Annotated in this window: 17 protein-coding genes; 9 read left to right on the plus strand and 8 right to left on the minus strand. The window is 61.5% G+C overall.

Going from position 1 to position 15679, the window contains the following annotated elements:
- Positions 1 to 14: 14 nt before the first annotated feature.
- Positions 15 to 1223: an alanine transaminase gene (gene alaC, locus ACKUG4_RS13820; protein WP_445434205.1), complete on the minus strand. Its 1209-nt coding sequence runs from the start codon at positions 1221 to 1223 to the stop codon at positions 15 to 17.
- A 140-nt stretch (positions 1224 to 1363) separates the two neighbouring features.
- Here alaC and ACKUG4_RS13825 point away from each other — a divergent pair, with 140 nt between their 5' ends.
- The 3 genes from ACKUG4_RS13825 to ACKUG4_RS13835 all read left to right on the plus strand — a co-directional run bounded on the left by ACKUG4_RS13825 (position 1364) and on the right by ACKUG4_RS13835 (position 3395).
- Positions 1364 to 2026 (plus strand): LysE family translocator, encoded by a 663-nt coding sequence (locus ACKUG4_RS13825; RefSeq protein WP_445434206.1) that lies wholly within the window; start codon positions 1364 to 1366, stop codon positions 2024 to 2026.
- 68 nt (positions 2027 to 2094) lie between these two features.
- Positions 2095 to 2589 carry a GyrI-like domain-containing protein gene (locus ACKUG4_RS13830; protein ID WP_445434207.1) on the plus strand — a complete coding sequence of 165 codons (495 nt, stop codon included), beginning with the start codon at positions 2095 to 2097 and terminating at the stop codon, positions 2587 to 2589.
- Between the two features lie 317 nt (positions 2590 to 2906).
- Positions 2907 to 3395 (plus strand): GNAT family N-acetyltransferase, encoded by a 489-nt coding sequence (locus ACKUG4_RS13835; protein ID WP_445434208.1) that lies wholly within the window; start codon positions 2907 to 2909, stop codon positions 3393 to 3395.
- Between the two features lie 135 nt (positions 3396 to 3530).
- On the opposite strand, the gene ACKUG4_RS13840 is transcribed toward ACKUG4_RS13835, so the two are convergent.
- A complete protein-coding gene (locus ACKUG4_RS13840) occupies positions 3531 to 4136 on the minus strand; it encodes a pyridoxamine 5'-phosphate oxidase family protein (RefSeq protein ID WP_445434209.1) in 606 nt (201 codons plus the stop codon).
- Between the two features lie 17 nt (positions 4137 to 4153).
- Complete coding sequence (locus ACKUG4_RS13845; RefSeq protein WP_064598870.1) at positions 4154 to 4639, minus strand: GNAT family N-acetyltransferase; 486 nt, start codon at positions 4637 to 4639, stop codon at positions 4154 to 4156.
- A 141-nt stretch (positions 4640 to 4780) separates the two neighbouring features.
- Here ACKUG4_RS13845 and ACKUG4_RS13850 point away from each other — a divergent pair, with 141 nt between their 5' ends.
- Genes ACKUG4_RS13850 through ACKUG4_RS13860 form a run of 3 tightly spaced genes read left to right on the plus strand, consistent with a single transcriptional unit; the run spans position 4781 to position 6828 of the window.
- A complete protein-coding gene (locus ACKUG4_RS13850) occupies positions 4781 to 5206 on the plus strand; it encodes a YybH family protein (RefSeq protein ID WP_445434210.1) in 426 nt (141 codons plus the stop codon).
- Positions 5207 to 5246: 40 nt separating this feature from the next.
- Entirely contained in the window at positions 5247 to 5591 is a 345-nt protein-coding gene (locus ACKUG4_RS13855; RefSeq protein ID WP_007951101.1) for a YciI family protein, read from the plus strand.
- The gene (locus tag ACKUG4_RS13860) at positions 5584 to 6828 is read left to right on the plus strand and encodes an RNA polymerase sigma factor (RefSeq protein ID WP_236190911.1); all 1245 of its coding nucleotides are present in this window, start codon (positions 5584 to 5586) and stop codon (positions 6826 to 6828) included. Before ACKUG4_RS13855 ends, ACKUG4_RS13860 begins: the two co-directional genes overlap by 8 nt.
- Positions 6829 to 7101: 273 nt before the next feature.
- On the opposite strand, the gene ACKUG4_RS13865 is transcribed toward ACKUG4_RS13860, so the two are convergent.
- The gene (locus ACKUG4_RS13865) at positions 7102 to 7827 is read right to left on the minus strand and encodes an SDR family oxidoreductase (protein ID WP_445434211.1); all 726 of its coding nucleotides are present in this window, start codon (positions 7825 to 7827) and stop codon (positions 7102 to 7104) included.
- 111 nt (positions 7828 to 7938) lie between these two features.
- On the opposite strand from ACKUG4_RS13865, the gene ACKUG4_RS13870 reads away from it, so the two are divergent.
- Positions 7939 to 8775, plus strand: a complete 837-nt coding sequence (locus ACKUG4_RS13870; RefSeq protein WP_445434212.1) for a LysR family transcriptional regulator — start codon at positions 7939 to 7941, stop codon at positions 8773 to 8775.
- A 1-nt stretch (position 8776) separates the two neighbouring features.
- Here ACKUG4_RS13870 and ACKUG4_RS13875 read toward each other — a convergent pair whose 3' ends face one another.
- Complete coding sequence (locus ACKUG4_RS13875; RefSeq protein ID WP_445434213.1) at positions 8777 to 9631, minus strand: LysR family transcriptional regulator; 855 nt, start codon at positions 9629 to 9631, stop codon at positions 8777 to 8779.
- Between the two features lie 88 nt (positions 9632 to 9719).
- On the opposite strand from ACKUG4_RS13875, the gene ACKUG4_RS13880 reads away from it, so the two are divergent.
- The gene (locus ACKUG4_RS13880) at positions 9720 to 10157 is read left to right on the plus strand and encodes a multidrug/biocide efflux PACE transporter (RefSeq protein ID WP_445434214.1); all 438 of its coding nucleotides are present in this window, start codon (positions 9720 to 9722) and stop codon (positions 10155 to 10157) included.
- 58 nt (positions 10158 to 10215) lie between these two features.
- On the opposite strand, the gene ACKUG4_RS13885 is transcribed toward ACKUG4_RS13880, so the two are convergent.
- Entirely contained in the window at positions 10216 to 10971 is a 756-nt protein-coding gene (locus ACKUG4_RS13885) for an SDR family NAD(P)-dependent oxidoreductase (RefSeq protein ID WP_064598857.1), read from the minus strand.
- Positions 10972 to 11092: 121 nt separating this feature from the next.
- On the opposite strand from ACKUG4_RS13885, the gene ACKUG4_RS13890 reads away from it, so the two are divergent.
- Positions 11093 to 11989: a LysR family transcriptional regulator gene (locus tag ACKUG4_RS13890; protein WP_445434215.1), complete on the plus strand. Its 897-nt coding sequence runs from the start codon at positions 11093 to 11095 to the stop codon at positions 11987 to 11989.
- A gap of 53 nt (positions 11990 to 12042) precedes the next feature.
- On the opposite strand, the gene ACKUG4_RS13895 is transcribed toward ACKUG4_RS13890, so the two are convergent.
- Together ACKUG4_RS13895 and ACKUG4_RS13900 are read right to left on the minus strand one after the other, a co-directional pair.
- Positions 12043 to 13656 carry an inorganic phosphate transporter gene (locus ACKUG4_RS13895; RefSeq protein WP_445434216.1) on the minus strand — a complete coding sequence of 538 codons (1614 nt, stop codon included), beginning with the start codon at positions 13654 to 13656 and terminating at the stop codon, positions 12043 to 12045.
- 108 nt (positions 13657 to 13764) lie between these two features.
- Entirely contained in the window at positions 13765 to 14787 is a 1023-nt protein-coding gene (locus tag ACKUG4_RS13900) for a transporter (protein WP_064598851.1), read from the minus strand.
- Between the last annotated feature and the right edge of the window lie 892 nt (positions 14788 to 15679).

The raw sequence follows: 15679 nt of genomic DNA on the forward strand, positions 1-15679 counted from the left end.
GGGGAGCGGGGGAGTTACTTGGTGACCAAGCCATCCGCCCGGAACATCCCGCGAATCCCGCGTACCGCCTGGCGAATCCGGTCCTGGTTTTCGATCAATGCGAAGCGCACGTGATCGTCGCCGTACTCACCAAAACCGACACCCGGCGAGACGCAGACCTTGGCCTCGGCCAGCAGCTTCTTGGCGAACTCCAGCGAACCGAGGTGCGCGTAGGCTTCGGGAATCTTCGCCCAGACGTACATCGAAGCTTTCGGGTTCTCGACCATCCAGCCCAGTTCATGCAGGCCTTTGACCAGCACATTGCGGCGCTGGCGATATTGCTCGGCGATATCGCGCACGCATTGCTGATCGCCTTCCAGCGCAGCAATCGCGGCCACCTGCAGCGGGGTGAAGGTGCCGTAGTCGTGGTAGCTCTTGATCCGCGCCAGGGCGCTGACCAGTTCCGGGTTGCCGACCATGAAACCGATGCGCCAGCCCGCCATGTTGTAGCTCTTGGACAGGGTGAAAAACTCCACCGCAATGTCCTTGGCGCCCGGCACCTGCATGATCGACGGGGCTTTCCAGCCGTCGTAGACGATGTCGGCGTAGGCCAGGTCGTGCACCACCAGCACGTCGTACTGTTTGGCGAGGGCGATCACCCGTTCGAAGAAGTCCAGCTCCACGCACTGCGCGGTCGGGTTCGACGGGAAGCCGAGGATCATCATCTTCGGTTTCGGGATCGAGCCGCGAATCGCCCGCTCCAGCTCGGCGAAGAAGTCCACGCCCGGCACCAGCGGCACCGACCGCACCTGGGCGCCGGCAATCACGGCACCGTAGATGTGAATCGGGTAGCTCGGATTTGGCACCAGCACGGTGTCGCCCTGGTCGAGGGTCGCCAGCATCAGGTGCGCCAGGCCTTCCTTGGAACCGATGGTGACGATGGCTTCGCTTTCCGGGTCGATCTCGACCGCGTAGCGCTCCTTGTACCAGTTGGAAATCGCCCGGCGCAGGCGCGGAATGCCCTTGGACGTGGAGTAACCGTGGGTGTCTTCGCGTTGCGCAACCTGCACCAGTTTTTCAACGATGTGCGGCGGCGTGGCGCCGTCGGGGTTGCCCATGCTCAAGTCGATGATGTCTTCGCCACGACGTCGGGCGGCCATCTTCAGCTCGGCGGTGATGTTGAAAACGTAAGGGGGGAGTCGATCAATGCGCGCAAAGCGGCGCGGCGAACCTTGTTCAGCCATTGTTGCCTCGGATAACGTAAGCGCCCGGAACCGTCCGAGCGACGCTGGTCACTGCGGTGACCTGTGGCGGACGATAAGGTCAGCGATGGCATACTGTCCAGAGCCTTTGTAAACAAATTTTTCTCAAGGAAAACCGGTTGATGGAATTTACCAGCGGCTTCTTGCTGAGCCTTTCGCTGTGCCTGGATATCGGCGTGGCCAACATCGCGATGATCACGCTGGCGATGCAGCGCGGCTATTTTCAAGGCTTCGCACTGGGCCTCGGCACCTGCGTCGGTGACCTGGTCTACGCGGTGCTGGCGCTGGCCGGAATGACCGTTCTGCTGCAATACGAAACCGTGCGCTGGGTGCTGTGGATCGGTGGTTCGGCGCTCTTGATCTACTTCGCGGCGAAGATGATCTATTCGGCGATCCACCACGAGGCGCAATTGGCGGCGACCGCCGAGGTCGGCCAGAACTCCCATAGCAAGGAGTTCTTCCGTGGGATTTTTCTGGCCATGTCGTCGCCGAGCGCCATCCTCTGGTTTGCGGCGGTGGGCGGTACGTTGATCGCCCGTTCCGGTGGCGGCGGTCCACTCAGCTCTGCGCTGTTTCTCGGTGGTTTCCTGTGCGCCGGGCTGCTGTGGTCGGCGGGACTGTGTTTCGCCGCGAGCCATGGCGGCAAGTTGCTGGGCGACAAACTGCTGCGCTATTCGTACATGGCATCTGCCGCGATCTTCTGCTATTTCGCGGTCTACGTGATCGTATCCGGTTATAACGAGTTTGTCGGCTCCGGGGCCGCCGAGGCCCTGCATACGCTGTAAATGTGCGAATCGGGTTTGGCTTCTATACTCCCAGCCGAACCCACTTTTTTCGTTCAAGGAGTCGAGTCATGGATGAGCAAAAACGCGTCGAAGTGGCTGAACCTCGCTTCGAACATGGACACTTCCTGCTGATTGCAGGTTTTCGCGATCGATTTACCAAAGAGACCGTTCAGGACATCCCTGCGCTGTGGGAAAAATTGATCCCGCACATCGGACATATTCCGGGGCAGAAGGGCGAAGTGACCTACGGTGTCTGCAGCAATTTCGACGGCAACGGCGGTTTTGACTACATGGCCGGGGTCGAGATCAGCAAGCTCGATGAGTTTCCACAGGAAAAGTATCCGTGGATCGAAGTCCTGCCGCGCCAGTACGCGGTGTTCGAACACAAGGGTTCGCTGGATCAGCTGCCGCAGACCATTGATTACATCTACAACACCTGGCTGCCGGCGTCCGAGTACAAAGGGCTCAACGCCCCGGAGCTGGAACGCTACAGCGCCGATTTCAATCCCAAACTCAATACCGGCAAGCTGGAAATCTGCGTCCCGGTGGAAAAGAAAACCTGATTGCTGACCGGCAGCGCGAACCCGCTTCGCGCTGCCGGTCGAGCCCTATTTGCCCTTGATCCGTCGTGCCCGCAACAGGTCGATGCCCAGGGTAATGAAGCCGAAGAAGCTGATGCCCAACACCATCAACAAACCGATTTCCACGCTGCTCATAAACGGTTCCCCCCTTGGGTGATCAGAGACAAGCGTCAGAAATAGACCGTCTCGATTCCGAAGAAAAGTGCTTATACGCAGGCTTTACGCCCCCTGCGCGGATCGATATGAACACCTTATTCCTTTATCCTTGGCGGCCTTGTTTCCACTGATTTCGAGCTGCCATGAACACCGTCATCCGCCACGTCACCGCCGCCGACCTGGATCGCTGCTACGCCATCGAAACCCTCGCCTACGAGGGCGACGAAGCCGCGACCCGCGAGAAGATCGCCACGCGCATCGCCACCTGGCCGGACGGTTTCATCGTCGCCGAGGTGGACGGGCAGGTTGCCGGCTTCATCAACTCCGGTGCGGCATTTGACGTGCAGATGTCCGACGAGGCGTTCAAGGAACTGATCGGCCACGACCCGGCCGGTCCGAACGTGGTGATCATGTCCGTGGTGGTGCACCCGGATTATCAGGGCCTGGGCCTGGCCAAGCGTCTGCTGGGTGAATTCATCGAGCGCATGCGCGAGCAGGGCAAGGCGACGATTCACCTGATGTGCAAGGAATGGCACATCCCGCTGTACGCCGGGTTCGGTTTTGCCTACATCAAACCGTCCGAATCCGACCACGGTGGAATGGCGTGGCACGAGATGATCCTGACTCTCTGAAGAACACTGCAAATCCCCTGTGGGAGCGGGCTTGCTCGCGAAGGCGTCGTGTCAGTCGATATTTAGTTTGACTGACCCACCGCCTTCGCGAGCAAGCCCGCTCCCACAAGGGAAAATGGTGTTTGCAAGTTTTGGTCAGTACAGCGTGTCGAGCACTCGCTTCGGGGCCTCGCGGTCGTAAGCCTCGGCATCAAACTGCCCATCATTCAGACGCTTGTGAAACGCGCCCGCCGTCGGCAGCGCCGAGCGCGGCAAGTGGGTTTCAGGGTTCCACGCATCCGAACGCACGAATGCCTTGGAGCAATGAAAAAACGCCGCTTCCACCCTCACCAGCAACACCGTACGCGCCGGTTTGCCGTTCACCGCGAAGCTATCCAGCAACTGCGGATCAGCGCTGATGGTCGCCGTACCGTTGACCCGCAACGTTTCGCCAATCCCCGGAATGATGAACAGCAGCGACACCCGTGGATCTTGCAACACGTTGCGCAAGGTATCGATGCGGTTGTTGCCCGGACGATCCGGCAAAGCCAGAGTGCGCTCGTCAATGATCCGCACAAACCCCGGCGCATCGCCGCGCGGGGAGCCGTCGATGCCGTCGGCACCCACCGAGCTGACAATCACCAACGGCGAAACCCGGACCATCGCCTGATAGTCCTCGTTGAGAAAACCGATCTGCTTGCGCAGCGCCCGTTCGTGGGGCAAGCCGTAGATGGCTTCCAGCGCTTCGATTGAATCGATCATCGTTGCTCCCCCGACGATTAGAAAAACAGGCCCATGCGCCGCTCGTAACCGATGCGGCCCTTGTACGCTTCGCCGCTGTCAACGAAACCGTACTTGGCGTACAGCGCAATCGCAGCGTCGTTGTCGGCGTCCACTGACAGCTCCAGCCCTTTGATTTCCGGCCAGGCCTGACGTGCAACCTCCGGCAACGCCAGCAGGCAAGCCTTGCCATAGCCCTTGCCCTGTGCGCGGTGATCGACCTGCAACGCATGCAGGGTGGCGCTGTGTTCATCGGCCCATTCCGGCAGAACCGGCGGGCGCTTGAGCAGCAGGAACGCCACTGGCTTATCTTCTGCCAGCAGGGCAAAACCCTTCACGCCAGGGCCGGGTTTCGACAGCAGCGTGTGCAGGGCGCCGTGGATGTCGCCGGAGAACTTGATCTGCTCGGCGTGGATTTCAATCGCTTCGACCTGCTGGCGCTGCAAGGCGTTAAGGCTCTCGTACGGCACGAGTTTGGCTGACAAGGGAATTTCCTTTTTCCTACAAAGATGAGCCTCGGATTCTAGCGACTTTGCGTTCGCTGGAATTTTTTTGTTTCAGCTGTCGATCCGGCAAATCGCCGAACGACTAAGGGTGTCTTCACAACAAAAACCACGGAGAACACCATGAGCGCACAAAGCGATATCCAGACCCTGATCAACACCTACCGCGAAGCCGTCATGACCAAGGACGTCGAGAAAGTCATGGCGCTGTACGCCGACGACATCCTCTCGTTCGATGCGATCAAGGCCCTGCAATTCAAGGGCAAACCGGCCTACCGCGCGCACTGGGTGGATTGCATGGAAATGTGCCCCGGCCCGCACATCTTCGAGTTCCACGAAATCGCGATCGAAACAGGCGACAACATCGCCTTCGCCCACTGGGTTGCCAACTGCGGCGGCACCAATGAACAGGGCGAAACCCAGAGTTGCTGGATGCGCGCCACCGCCTGTTATCGGCTGGTCGGCGGGGCCTGGAAAATTGCCCACGAACACTGGTCGGCACCGTTCGATCCGATGACCGGCGCGACCCTGTTCGATGCGAAACCCTGATCTTCAGCCATAGTTGATTCGTCCGATTCAGGAGAACGCCATGAAGTATTTATGCCTGGTCTACAGCGATGAGCGCCTGCTGCATTCGTCGCCCGACAGCCCGGAAGATGCCGAATGCTGGGCCTACGCCGAGTCGATCCAGGGCAGCGGCCGAATGGTCGCCGCCGAAGCGCTGGAGTCGGTGCAGACCGCCACCACGGTGCGCATGCGTAACGGCAAGCTGTCGATCACCGACGGGCCGTTCGCCGAGACCAAGGAGCAGTTGGCCGGCTTCTACCTGATCGACGCGCGTGACCTCAACGAAGCGATTCAGGTCGCCGGCAACATTCCGGCGGCCCGGGTCGGCAGCGTCGAAGTGCGTCCCGTGCGCCAGTTGAATGTCTGAAGTCAGGGCGCGGGTCGAGCAGGTCTATCGCGAAGACTCGCGGCGGATCCTCGCGACCCTGATCCGCCTGCTCGGCGATTTCGACCTCGCCGAAGAAGCCTTGCACGAGGCGTTCTTCGTCGCGGTCGAACGCTGGCAGCGCGACGGCGTTCCGGACAATCCGCGGACCTGGCTGGTATCCACCGGGCGCTTCAAGGCCATCGACGTGTTGCGCCGGCGCGCACGGTTCAAGGCCTCGCAGCCGTTGTTGCTGGCGCAACTGGAAGAACTGGAACAGTCCGAATGGGACGCTGAAGACGTGGAAGACGATCGCCTGCGCCTGATCTTCACCTGCTGCCACCCGGCGCTGGCGGCGGACGCGCAGGTGCCGCTGACCCTGCGTGAAGTCTGCGACCTCACCACCGAGGAAATCGCCCGGGCATTCCTCTCGGCCCCGGCGGCGATTGCCCAGCGCATCGTGCGGGCCAAGGCGAAGATTCGCGACGCGAAAATCCCTTATCAAGTACCGAGCCTGAGTGAATTGCCCGAACGCCTCGACAGCGTGTTGCGGGTGATTTATCTGGTGTTCAACGAAGGCTACTCGGCATCCGGTGGCGCCCAGGTGACCCGCGAAGACCTGACCCGTGAGGCGATCCGCCTCGGGCGGTTGCTGCTGGAGTTGTTGCCGGACCCGGAAGTCATGGGACTGCTGGCGTTGATGCTGCTGCATGAATCGCGGCGCTCGGCGCGGTCGACGCCGGATGGAGAACTGATTCTGCTGGATGATCAGGATCGCGGATTGTGGAATGCCGAGCTGATCGCCGAAGGCTGTGATCTGGTGGAAAAGGCGCTGACCACGGGACGCTTCGGGCCGTACTGCCTGCAGGCAGCGATTGCGGCGGTGCATGCCGAGGCGCCGACGGCGGGGGAGACCGACTGGGAACAGATCGTCGGGCTGTATGACGTGTTGCTGAGGGCGGTGCCGTCGCCGGTGATCGAGTTGAACCGGGCGGTGGCGGTGGCCAAGCGTGATGGGGCGCTGGCGGGGTTGACGCTGATTGAAGGGATTCTGGGGCGTGGGGAGTTGCAGGATTACCACTTGGCGCATTCGGCGCGGGCGGAGTTTTGCCGGCAGTTGGGGCGGGTTGAAGAGGCGCGGGCGGCTTACCGGCGAGCCTTGGAATTGACTCGGCAAGAGCCGGAGCGGCGGTTTATCGAGGGGCGGCTTTCGGCTTTGGATCGCTTGCCCTCACCCTAGCCCTCTCCCAGAGGTAGAGGGGACCGATCCGGGGATATTGGGGATATACGCCGACCTGAACGGTTCGCTGTGAATCCATAATCGACCAGATCTTTCAGGTCTGACTCTCACGTAAGTCACCTCGACGCCGACGTGAACTAATTCGCCGTGAATCCATAATCGACTCGATTTTTCAGGTCGATGTATTACGTCAGACGCCTCGGTCGGCTCCCTCTCCCTCCGGGAGAGGGCTGGGGTGAGGGCGCTTTTGATTTTGCCTTTCGCCTTTCGCTTTTAGGCCTGCTGCCGAGTCGCAGCCATCACAATCTCGCGAATACAAACCCCCTGCGGCTGCCCATACGCATAAGCAATCGCCGTCGCCACATCCTCGGCGCTCAGCACCGTGCCGCCCATGTCCTGTTTCCACGCCTGATACCCGGTCTTGATCGCCTCATCCGTGGTGTGGCTCAGCAACTCGGTCTCTACCGCACCCGGCGCAATCGTGGTCACCCGCACATTATGCGGCGACAACTCTTCACGCAGGTTTTCCGACAATCCATGCACCGCAAACTTGGTGCCGACATAGGCCACATGGTTGGGGAAGGTCTTGCGCCCGGCCACCGAGCTGACGTTGATGATGGTGCCATGCTTGCGCTCGATCATCCCGGCCACCACCGCGTGCACGCCGTTGAGCAGACCCTTCACGTTGAGGTCGAGCATCTGGTCCCACTGCGCCGGATCCTGCTTGCTCATCTCGCCCAGCAGCATCACCCCGGCGTTGTTGATCAGCGCATCGGCCGGGCCAAATTGCGCTTCTGCCTCGGCAACGGCGGCCAGCAAAGCGCCGCGGTCGGTGATGTCGACGCGGCGGCTGAGGGTGTTCGGCAGTGCCAGAGCTTCAAGGCGTTCGATGCGCCGCGCCAGCAACAACAGTGGATGGCCGGCCGCGCTCAAGCGGCGGGCGGTGGCTTCGCCGATGCCCGAGCTGGCGCCGGTGATGATGATCAAGGGCTTGCTCATGGTTGAACTCCTGAGATAAGAAAAACAAATAACCAGATTCGGGACGCAGTATATTTAGCCCGCTGGAGGCTGAAAAATGCCTTATTCCTCTGTCTGCTATCGGAATCTCCTATGGATCTCCGCCATCTCAAAGCCTTCCTCGCGGTGTTCGAAGAACGCAACATCACCGCTGCCGCGCAACGGCTGTTCATCAGTCAGCCCACGTTGTCGGTGACCATCAAACAGCTGGAAGAAGAACTCGGCGCGACGCTGTTCGTGCGTCAGCCCCGTGGTGTGGACGTCAGCGACGAAGCGCGACTGCTGTACCCGCAGGCACGCCGGATGGTGGCCGAATCCGAGGCGCTGAGCCGGATGTTTCGCGGCCGCGAAAATCGCGTACCGCTGACCCTCGGCATCGAGGGCGACATCGCCGCCAGTCACGTCGAAGCCTTTGTGCGCATGGCCCATCAGGCGTTGCCCAATCTGCTGCTGACCCTGGAAGAGGGCTGTCACGGCGATGGTCGATTGGCGGTCGAGGACATGTGCTGCGAGGACGAACTGTTCCTGCCGCTGTGGGAAGAGTCGTATGTGATGGCGCTGCCTCTCGACCATCCGATGGCCAACGCGCAGGCAGGCTGGGCGCCGATCGAAGACTGGATCACCTGTCCGCAACATCCTTCGCATCAACGGTTGATGGCGCTGTACGGACGCTCGCCGGAAGCGGTGGCGGGGCATGCCGGTTCACTGCAACAGGCGTTGCACATGGTGGCGGCGGGCGTCGGCGTGGCGATGTTGCCGCAGTCGCTGGTCAGCGGGCACGAGCGCATCGTCGTGCGAGCGCTGCACCTGCCGGCGCCGACCCGGCGGGTGGGATTGTGCTACGCGGCGCAGGCGCTGGAGTTGCCGACGATGCGCGGGTTGCACGAGTACTTTCAGGTGAACCGCCCGGCAGCGATCGAGGCGGCCTGAGCTATTCCAGCATCTTGCTCAGCAACCAGCTCCCCGCCGGCCCCGGCGGGTACAGCCGCGACCACAGGGCATCGACGAACACCGGTTTCGGCCAGCCACGCACCTTCAGTTCCACCAGCAAGTCATTGCCGAAACGCTCCACCAGCCAGCGCGGCAGCGGGGCCCAGCCGAAGCCTTTCTCGGCCATTTCCAGCAACATCAGATAACTCGGCGCCGACCACACCCGACCTTTGCTGCGACTGTCATAGGGATTGACGATGGTGGCCAGGCGCAGCTCGCGATGCTGTTCAAGGACCGTTTGATCGATGGATTCCTGTGTCGCCAACGGATGACCACGCCCCACGAACAAAGCGATTTCCGTACGCTCGGCGACGGTCGCGCTCGCCAGATCCGGTGGGTAGTTGTCCTGCATTTCGGCGAACGCCAGATGCGCTCGACCGCGCTGCACCAGTTCGACCAGGTCATCGCACTCGGCGATCAGGCATTCCAGCTCCAGATCCGGATAACGCTGCTCGAACCCCACCAGTGCCGCTTCGAAACGGTCGGACTGATAAGTGTCGGAAATCGCCACCGTCAGTTTCGGCTCGACGCCCTGAGCCAATTGCCGGGCGGTCATTTCCAGGCGGCTGGTGGCCGCCAGAATCGCCTCGGCCCGTTGCAGCATCACGTGCCCGGCCGGGGTCAGCGTCGGCTTGCGGCTGCTGCGGTCGAACAGGATCAAATCCAGATCAATCTCAAGACTGGCCACCGCCGCACTCACCGTCGACTGACTGCGCCCGAGTTTGCGCGCTGCCGCCGAAAAAGAGCCTTGAGTCGCCGCCTGGACAAACGCGAGCAACACTTCCTGAGACGCCATGAACTATCGCCTTGATCGATGGTTATTGGTTATGAAGTATCGGTGTGGTGCTGGATCATGGCAACCATCTTCACAGAGGACTTCGGCCATGACTGCCAACAAATCCATCACTGAGCGTATCTTCCAGGCCATCGGTTTCGAACTGTTGGCGATCCTGATCTGTACCCCGTTGCTGGCGTGGATCATGGGTAAACCGCTGGTCGAAATGGGCGCCGTCACCATCGCAATCGCGTTGCTGGCCCTGGGCTGGAACGTGGTGTTCAACGGCTTCTTCGACCGCATGCTCAAGCGCTGGAACATCGCCCACAATGCCTGGGTGCGAGTGGCGCACGCGCTGCTGTTCGAGGGCGGGTTGATCGTGATGGGCGTGCCGCTGATTGCCTGGTGGCTGTCGGTCAGCCTGTGGCAGGCGTTCCTGCTCGACATCGGCGTGCTGCTGTTCTTCCTGCCGTACACCTACATCTACCACTGGGGTTATGACGTGGTGCGCGAGCGACTGGTGATGCGGAGCGTCTGCCAGAGCTGAAAACAAAAAATCGCAGCCTGTGAGGGCTGCGATTTTTTTGTCCGGACTTTGTACAGGTTTAGAGAAACATCCCGCCCGACGCTTCAATCCGCTGACCGTTGATCCACTGCGCCCCCGGCGACAGCAACAGCGCCAGCGCACCGCCGATGTCATCCGGCTGCCCGGCACGGCCCAGGGCGGTGTTGCTGGCGACCATCGCATTCAAAGCCGAATTGTCGCGCACCGCGCCGCCGCCGAAGTCGGTTTCGATGGCGCCCGGTGCCAGGATATTCACGGCGATCTGCCGCGCCCCCAGCTCCTTGGCCTGATAACGGGTCAACACTTCCATCGCGCCTTTCATCGCCGCGTAAGCCGCGTAACCCGGCAGGGTGAAACGCGCCAGACCGCTGGAGATGTTGATGATCCGCCCGCCATCGTTGATCAGCGGCAGCAATTGCTGAGTCAGGAAGAACGGCCCTTTCAACTGCACGTTCATCAGCAGGTCGAACTGCTCCGGCGTGGTGTCGGCGAAGGAGGCATGCACGCCAATTCCGGCGTTGTTGATCAGGAAATCGAAGCGCGGACGCTCGAGCTGTTGCAGCGCCTGCTCGACTCGCACAGCGAAATCGGCAAAGCCTTCGCTGCGGCCGACATCCAGTTGCAGCATCACGGCTTTGGCGCCGAGTGTTTGCAGTTCCTGCACCAGCGCCTGGGCTTCATCGGCGCGGCTGTTGTAGGTGCCGATGATGTCCACGCCTTGCGCGGCGAGGTGCAGGGCGGCGTTCTTGCCGAGGCCACGGCTGGCACCGGTGATCAATGCGATTTTGCGGTTCATGGGTCTTCCTCGATGGCGGTGACGGTTGATGGGGGCAAAGTTTATTTATCCGCCATGAGGTGATAAACAGACTGAAACCGGAATCACTGGTCGAACTGTCCGAACAATCAATGGGTGGCCCATGAACAAACTGGAACTGCTGCGCACCTTCGTCCGGGTCAGCGAATTGTCGAGTTTCACGATGGCGGGGGAGAGTCTCGGGCTGCCGCGCTCGACGGTGTCCGAGCAGGTGCAGGCGCTGGAAACCCTGCTCGGCACGCGCCTGCTGCAACGCACCACGCGCAAGGTCCAGGCGACTCAGGACGGCCTTGCGCTGTACGAGCGAAGCAAGGATCTGCTGTCGCACATGGACGAAATCGAGAACCTGTTCCGCCAGGACGAAGCGTCGCTGACCGGGCGGATCCGGGTCGATATGCCGAACATTCTGGCGCGGCGGCTGATCATGCCGAAGTTGCCGGAATTCATGGCCCGTCATCCGAACCTGGAACTGGAAATCAGCAGCACCGATCGCCGGGTCGACCTGCTCGCCGAAGGTTTCGATTGCGTGCTGCGCATCGGCGCGCAGCCCGATCAATCGGTGGTGGCGCGGCACCTGGGGGATTTCAGCATGATCAACTGCGCCAGCCCCGCGTACCTGGAGCGCTACGGCGTGCCGCAGACCCTTGAGGATCTGGCGCAGCATCGGTTGGTGCACTACGTCGGTGTGCTGGGTTCGCGTTCCGAAGGGTTTGTTTACGAGCAGGACGGGCAAGTGCACCGCGTACCGATGGCCGGCAGCGTGACGGTCAACAGCACCGATGCCTACGAGTCGGCATGCCTTGGCGGGTTTGGTCTGATTCAGGTGCCGCGTACCGGGATGAATACCTATCTGGACAGTGGCGATATCGTCACCGTGTTGCCGCAATACACCGCGCCGGCGATGGGCATTTCACTGTTGTACGCGAGGCAGCGGCAGCTGCCGTTGCGGGTGCGGGTGTTCATGGACTGGCTGGGGGATTTGATTCGCTCGACGCTTTGATTCATGCCGCAAATCCCTGTGGGAGCAACGGCTCTCACAGGGATTCGGCTGGATCAGAAAATCTGGGTAAACAGCCAATACAGGCTGCCCGACAACAGAATCGCCGCCGGCAAGGTCAGCACCCACGCCATCAGCAGATTGCGGATGGTCTTCATCTGCAAACCGCCACCGTTGGCGACCATGGTCCCGGCCACGCCCGAGGACAGCACATGAGTGGTCGACACCGGCAGACCAAACATGTCGGCGGCGCCGATGGTCAGCATCGCCACGGTTTCCGCCGAGGCACCCTGGGCGTAGGTCAGGTGGGTCTTGCCGATCTTCTCGCCGACCGTGACCACGATCCGCTTCCAGCCGACCATGGTGCCCAGCCCCAACGCAATCGCCACCGCGATCTTCACCCACAGCGGAATGAACCGGGTGGCGTTGTCGATCTGTTGCTTGAACAGTTGCAGCTTGCCGCTGGTGTCGGCGTCGAAGGTGCCGACCTTGTTCTTGTCCATCAGGCGAATGGTTTCGCTGGCCAGGTACATGTCGTTACGCACGTTGCCCATGGCCTCGGCCGGGACTTTCGCCAGCGAGCCGTAGCCTTTGACTTCTTCACCGATGTGCCCGGTCAGGACGGCGAGGGCCGGGATCAGTTGTGGCGTGGCTTCCTTGCTGCGCACGTAGTCGGAGAGCACGGCGCGCGGATCGGCCGGTGCCGGCAGTGGTGCACTTTTCGCCAGCGCTTGCTGGGTCACTTGGGCGACGGCGGCGAATTGCAGCGACTGTTCTTCCGGCATGGTGCGGTTCAGTGCATAAGCCATCGGCAGGGTGCCGACCAGAATCAGCATGATCAGGCCCATGCCTTTCTGACCGTCGTTGGAACCGTGAGCGAACGACACGCCGGTGCAGGTCAAAATCAGCAAGCCACGAATCCACCACGGCGGCGGGGTATTGCCTTCCGGCGCCTTGTACAGCGAACGGTTTTTCACGAACGCGCGCAACGCCAGCAGCAACAGCGCTGCACAACCGAAACCCACCAGCGGCGACAGCAGCAGCGCGTAGCCGATCTTGGTTGCCTGGGCCCAGTCCACACCGCTGGTGCCGTCGCGGCCATGCATCAGCGCGTTGGCCACGCCGACGCCGATGATCGAACCGATCAACGTGTGCGATGACGAGGCCGGCAGGCCCAGCCACCAGGTGCCGAGGTTCCACAGGATCGCCGCGATCAGCAGGGCGAAGATCATCGCGAAACCGGCGGACGAGCCGACTTGCAGAATTAACTCTACTGGCAGCAGCGCAATGATGCCGAACGCGACTGCACCGCTGGACAGCAGCACGCCGAGGAAGTTGAAGAATCCCGACCACACCACGGCCACATTCGGCGGCAGAGAGTGGGTGTAGATCACCGTGGCCACGGCGTTGGCGGTGTCGTGGAAGCCGTTGACGAACTCGAAGCCCAGCGCAATCAATAGGGCTACGCCGAGCAGCAGGAACGGGGTCCAGGTGGTGACCACCGTGCCGAGTTCGTGCATGTCGTGCATCAGGCTGTAGGCGGTGAACAGCATTCCCATGGCCAGCACGGCGAAGAACACCACGTAAGTGAAGGGGCCGGTTTTTTTGTCGAGGGCCGGCCTGCCGCTGGCAGCGGAGGCCGGGCTGACGGTCAGGGAGGGAGTAGCCATGGGCGGACAATCCTGAGCGGGGGAAGGAGTGTCGCCCATGATCGTTGCTAAATATTACAGAGAGACTGCGACAGATCAGTGTTTGGCGGATTGGCCGCGCCGCCGGTCTTAATAATCCCGGCGTTTGCGAAACGCCCAGCGCCCGGCGATCACGGTAAACGTTGCCACCAGCGCCACCAGAATCCAGAACCCTTCCGGATCGGTGGCCAGCGGCACGCCGCCAACGTTCATGCCGAAGAAACCGGCGATGATGTTGATCGGCAGCGCCAGCACCGTGACCACGGTCAGAGTGAACAGCGTGCGGTTGCTCTGTTCGTTGAGGTTGGCGGCGATCTCTTCCTGCAACAGCTTGATTCGCTCGCCCAGAGCCGTGAGGTCGTTGATGATCAGCGCGAACTCCTCGGTGGACTTGCGCAGCTCCTTCACGTCTTCCTTCTGCAACCACGGCGGCGGTCGGTTGAGCAGGCGCAGCAGCGAACCCGGTTCCAGCGCCAGCAGCCGTTGCAGGCGCACCAGCACCCGCCGGTTGGCGCCGAGTTCGGCGCGGTTGGTCGACAGCCGCGAGGAGAGCAATTCGTCCTCGACCTGATCGACGCTCATGCTGGTCTTGCGCACGATCTGCGTCAGCACTTCGCCCTGATCGCGCAGCAGGTGCACCAGCAGTTCCAGCGGCGAACGAAAGCACTCGCCGGACTTCACCGACGAACGCAGCTTGTCCACCGAGTGCAGCGGTTGCAGACGCGCACTGACGATCAGTTTGCTGCGCACGCAGACCCACAACGTCGACACGTCCGACGACACCATGCTGCTGAGGTTGAACACCACATCGTTGACCACCGCCAGCAGTGCCGAATCGACATGCTCGATGCGGGTCGAACGCGAACCTTCGTGCAGCGCTTCGAAAAATTCTTCGGGCAATTGCAGATGGCTTTTCATCCAGCGCTCGCACGCAGCGTGGGCCAGGTTCAGGTGCAGCCAGAGAAATTCATCGCTGTCGCTATCGTCTTGCAGGCAGCGCAGGGCGGTGGCCGAATCCACCTCGCGCCCGCGTTCGCCGGGGCGAAAGCGAAAGCCGTAAAGCAGGCCGAACAGGTCAGGATCACGATGACTGATATCGAGGCTGTGGTTCATGAAGGCTCGCTGCGAGGAGGCGTCTGTCGCGGGATTTGCAGATTCACCTGAGCCGCATCATCGCAATGTCACATGACGCTTGTGTGACAGCAAAATGACGTCAAATCAACGCGTTACCGGCCGTCGGAAATGACTCAAGAAGGCCTCTGGCACGCCGATCACGCATGAGTTAGGTTGCGCGCCTTCGGCCAAGAGCCAAGGTCCGCCGACACGGATGTCCGGCTAAAAAATCACGTCTTACCGGACGTGCCTCATCCCTGTCCCGAGTACCTGCAATGCTGCAAAAATCCCTGAGAGCGCAAATTCTCGCCCTGCTGAGCGGCAGCCTGCTGGCGATGCTGTTGATCGCGCTGGCCTGCTTTCACTTCCTGTCCAACGGCGTGCAGAGTTACAGCCAGTTGATCGCCGGCCCCTTGCACACTTCGCAACTGATCGACGAAGCCAATCTGCAATTCAAGGTGCAGGTCCAGGAGTGGAAAAACGTCCTGCTGCGCGGCAAGCAACCGGCGGACCTGGCCAAGTACTGGGGCCAGTTCGAAGACCGTCAGCGCGATGTGCAGGGCATCCTCGGTGAGCTGGCCAACCAGAAAGGCCTCGAGCCTGCGCTGAAAACCCGCATCGAACGCCTGCGCGAAGAACATCGTCTGCTCGGCGCTGCGTACCAGAAGGGTCGTGATGCCTACGTCGCCGCCGGTGCCGATCCGACTGCTGGCGATGCCGCCGTCAAAGGCGTTGACCGTGCCGCCAGCGATCAGATGAGCGAACTGGTCGCCGAGTTGCGCAAGCAGGGCACCGAGCAATCGGCGCAGATCAGCGCCAGTGCTGATCGCACTGTGTGGCTGGGGCTGCTGGTGATGCTCGCGTCGGGTTTGCTGATTGGTTTGCTGAGCCT

The organism is Candidatus Pseudomonas auctus (assembly GCF_048654275.1).
Classification (GTDB): domain Bacteria; phylum Pseudomonadota; class Gammaproteobacteria; order Pseudomonadales; family Pseudomonadaceae; genus Aquipseudomonas; species Aquipseudomonas pharyngis.

Coding starts and splice junctions, on each gene's coding strand:
- ACKUG4_RS13890 (WP_445434215.1), top strand. CDS start 11,093: ATGAACAAACTGGAACTGCTGCGCACCTTCGTCCGGGTCAGCGAATTG.
- alaC (WP_445434205.1), bottom strand. CDS start 1,223: ATGGCTGAACAAGGTTCGCCGCGCCGCTTTGCGCGCATTGATCGACTC.
- ACKUG4_RS13875 (WP_445434213.1), bottom strand. CDS start 9,631: ATGGCGTCTCAGGAAGTGTTGCTCGCGTTTGTCCAGGCGGCGACTCAA.
- ACKUG4_RS13880 (WP_445434214.1), top strand. CDS start 9,720: ATGACTGCCAACAAATCCATCACTGAGCGTATCTTCCAGGCCATCGGT.
- ACKUG4_RS13830 (WP_445434207.1), top strand. CDS start 2,095: ATGGATGAGCAAAAACGCGTCGAAGTGGCTGAACCTCGCTTCGAACAT.
- ACKUG4_RS13840 (WP_445434209.1), bottom strand. CDS start 4,136: ATGATCGATTCAATCGAAGCGCTGGAAGCCATCTACGGCTTGCCCCAC.
- ACKUG4_RS13825 (WP_445434206.1), top strand. CDS start 1,364: ATGGAATTTACCAGCGGCTTCTTGCTGAGCCTTTCGCTGTGCCTGGAT.
- ACKUG4_RS13850 (WP_445434210.1), top strand. CDS start 4,781: ATGAGCGCACAAAGCGATATCCAGACCCTGATCAACACCTACCGCGAA.
- ACKUG4_RS13900 (WP_064598851.1), bottom strand. CDS start 14,787: ATGAACCACAGCCTCGATATCAGTCATCGTGATCCTGACCTGTTCGGC.
- ACKUG4_RS13895 (WP_445434216.1), bottom strand. CDS start 13,656: ATGGCTACTCCCTCCCTGACCGTCAGCCCGGCCTCCGCTGCCAGCGGC.
- ACKUG4_RS13855 (WP_007951101.1), top strand. CDS start 5,247: ATGAAGTATTTATGCCTGGTCTACAGCGATGAGCGCCTGCTGCATTCG.
- ACKUG4_RS13860 (WP_236190911.1), top strand. CDS start 5,584: ATGTCTGAAGTCAGGGCGCGGGTCGAGCAGGTCTATCGCGAAGACTCG.
- ACKUG4_RS13870 (WP_445434212.1), top strand. CDS start 7,939: ATGGATCTCCGCCATCTCAAAGCCTTCCTCGCGGTGTTCGAAGAACGC.
- ACKUG4_RS13865 (WP_445434211.1), bottom strand. CDS start 7,827: ATGAGCAAGCCCTTGATCATCATCACCGGCGCCAGCTCGGGCATCGGC.
- ACKUG4_RS13835 (WP_445434208.1), top strand. CDS start 2,907: ATGAACACCGTCATCCGCCACGTCACCGCCGCCGACCTGGATCGCTGC.
- ACKUG4_RS13885 (WP_064598857.1), bottom strand. CDS start 10,971: ATGAACCGCAAAATCGCATTGATCACCGGTGCCAGCCGTGGCCTCGGC.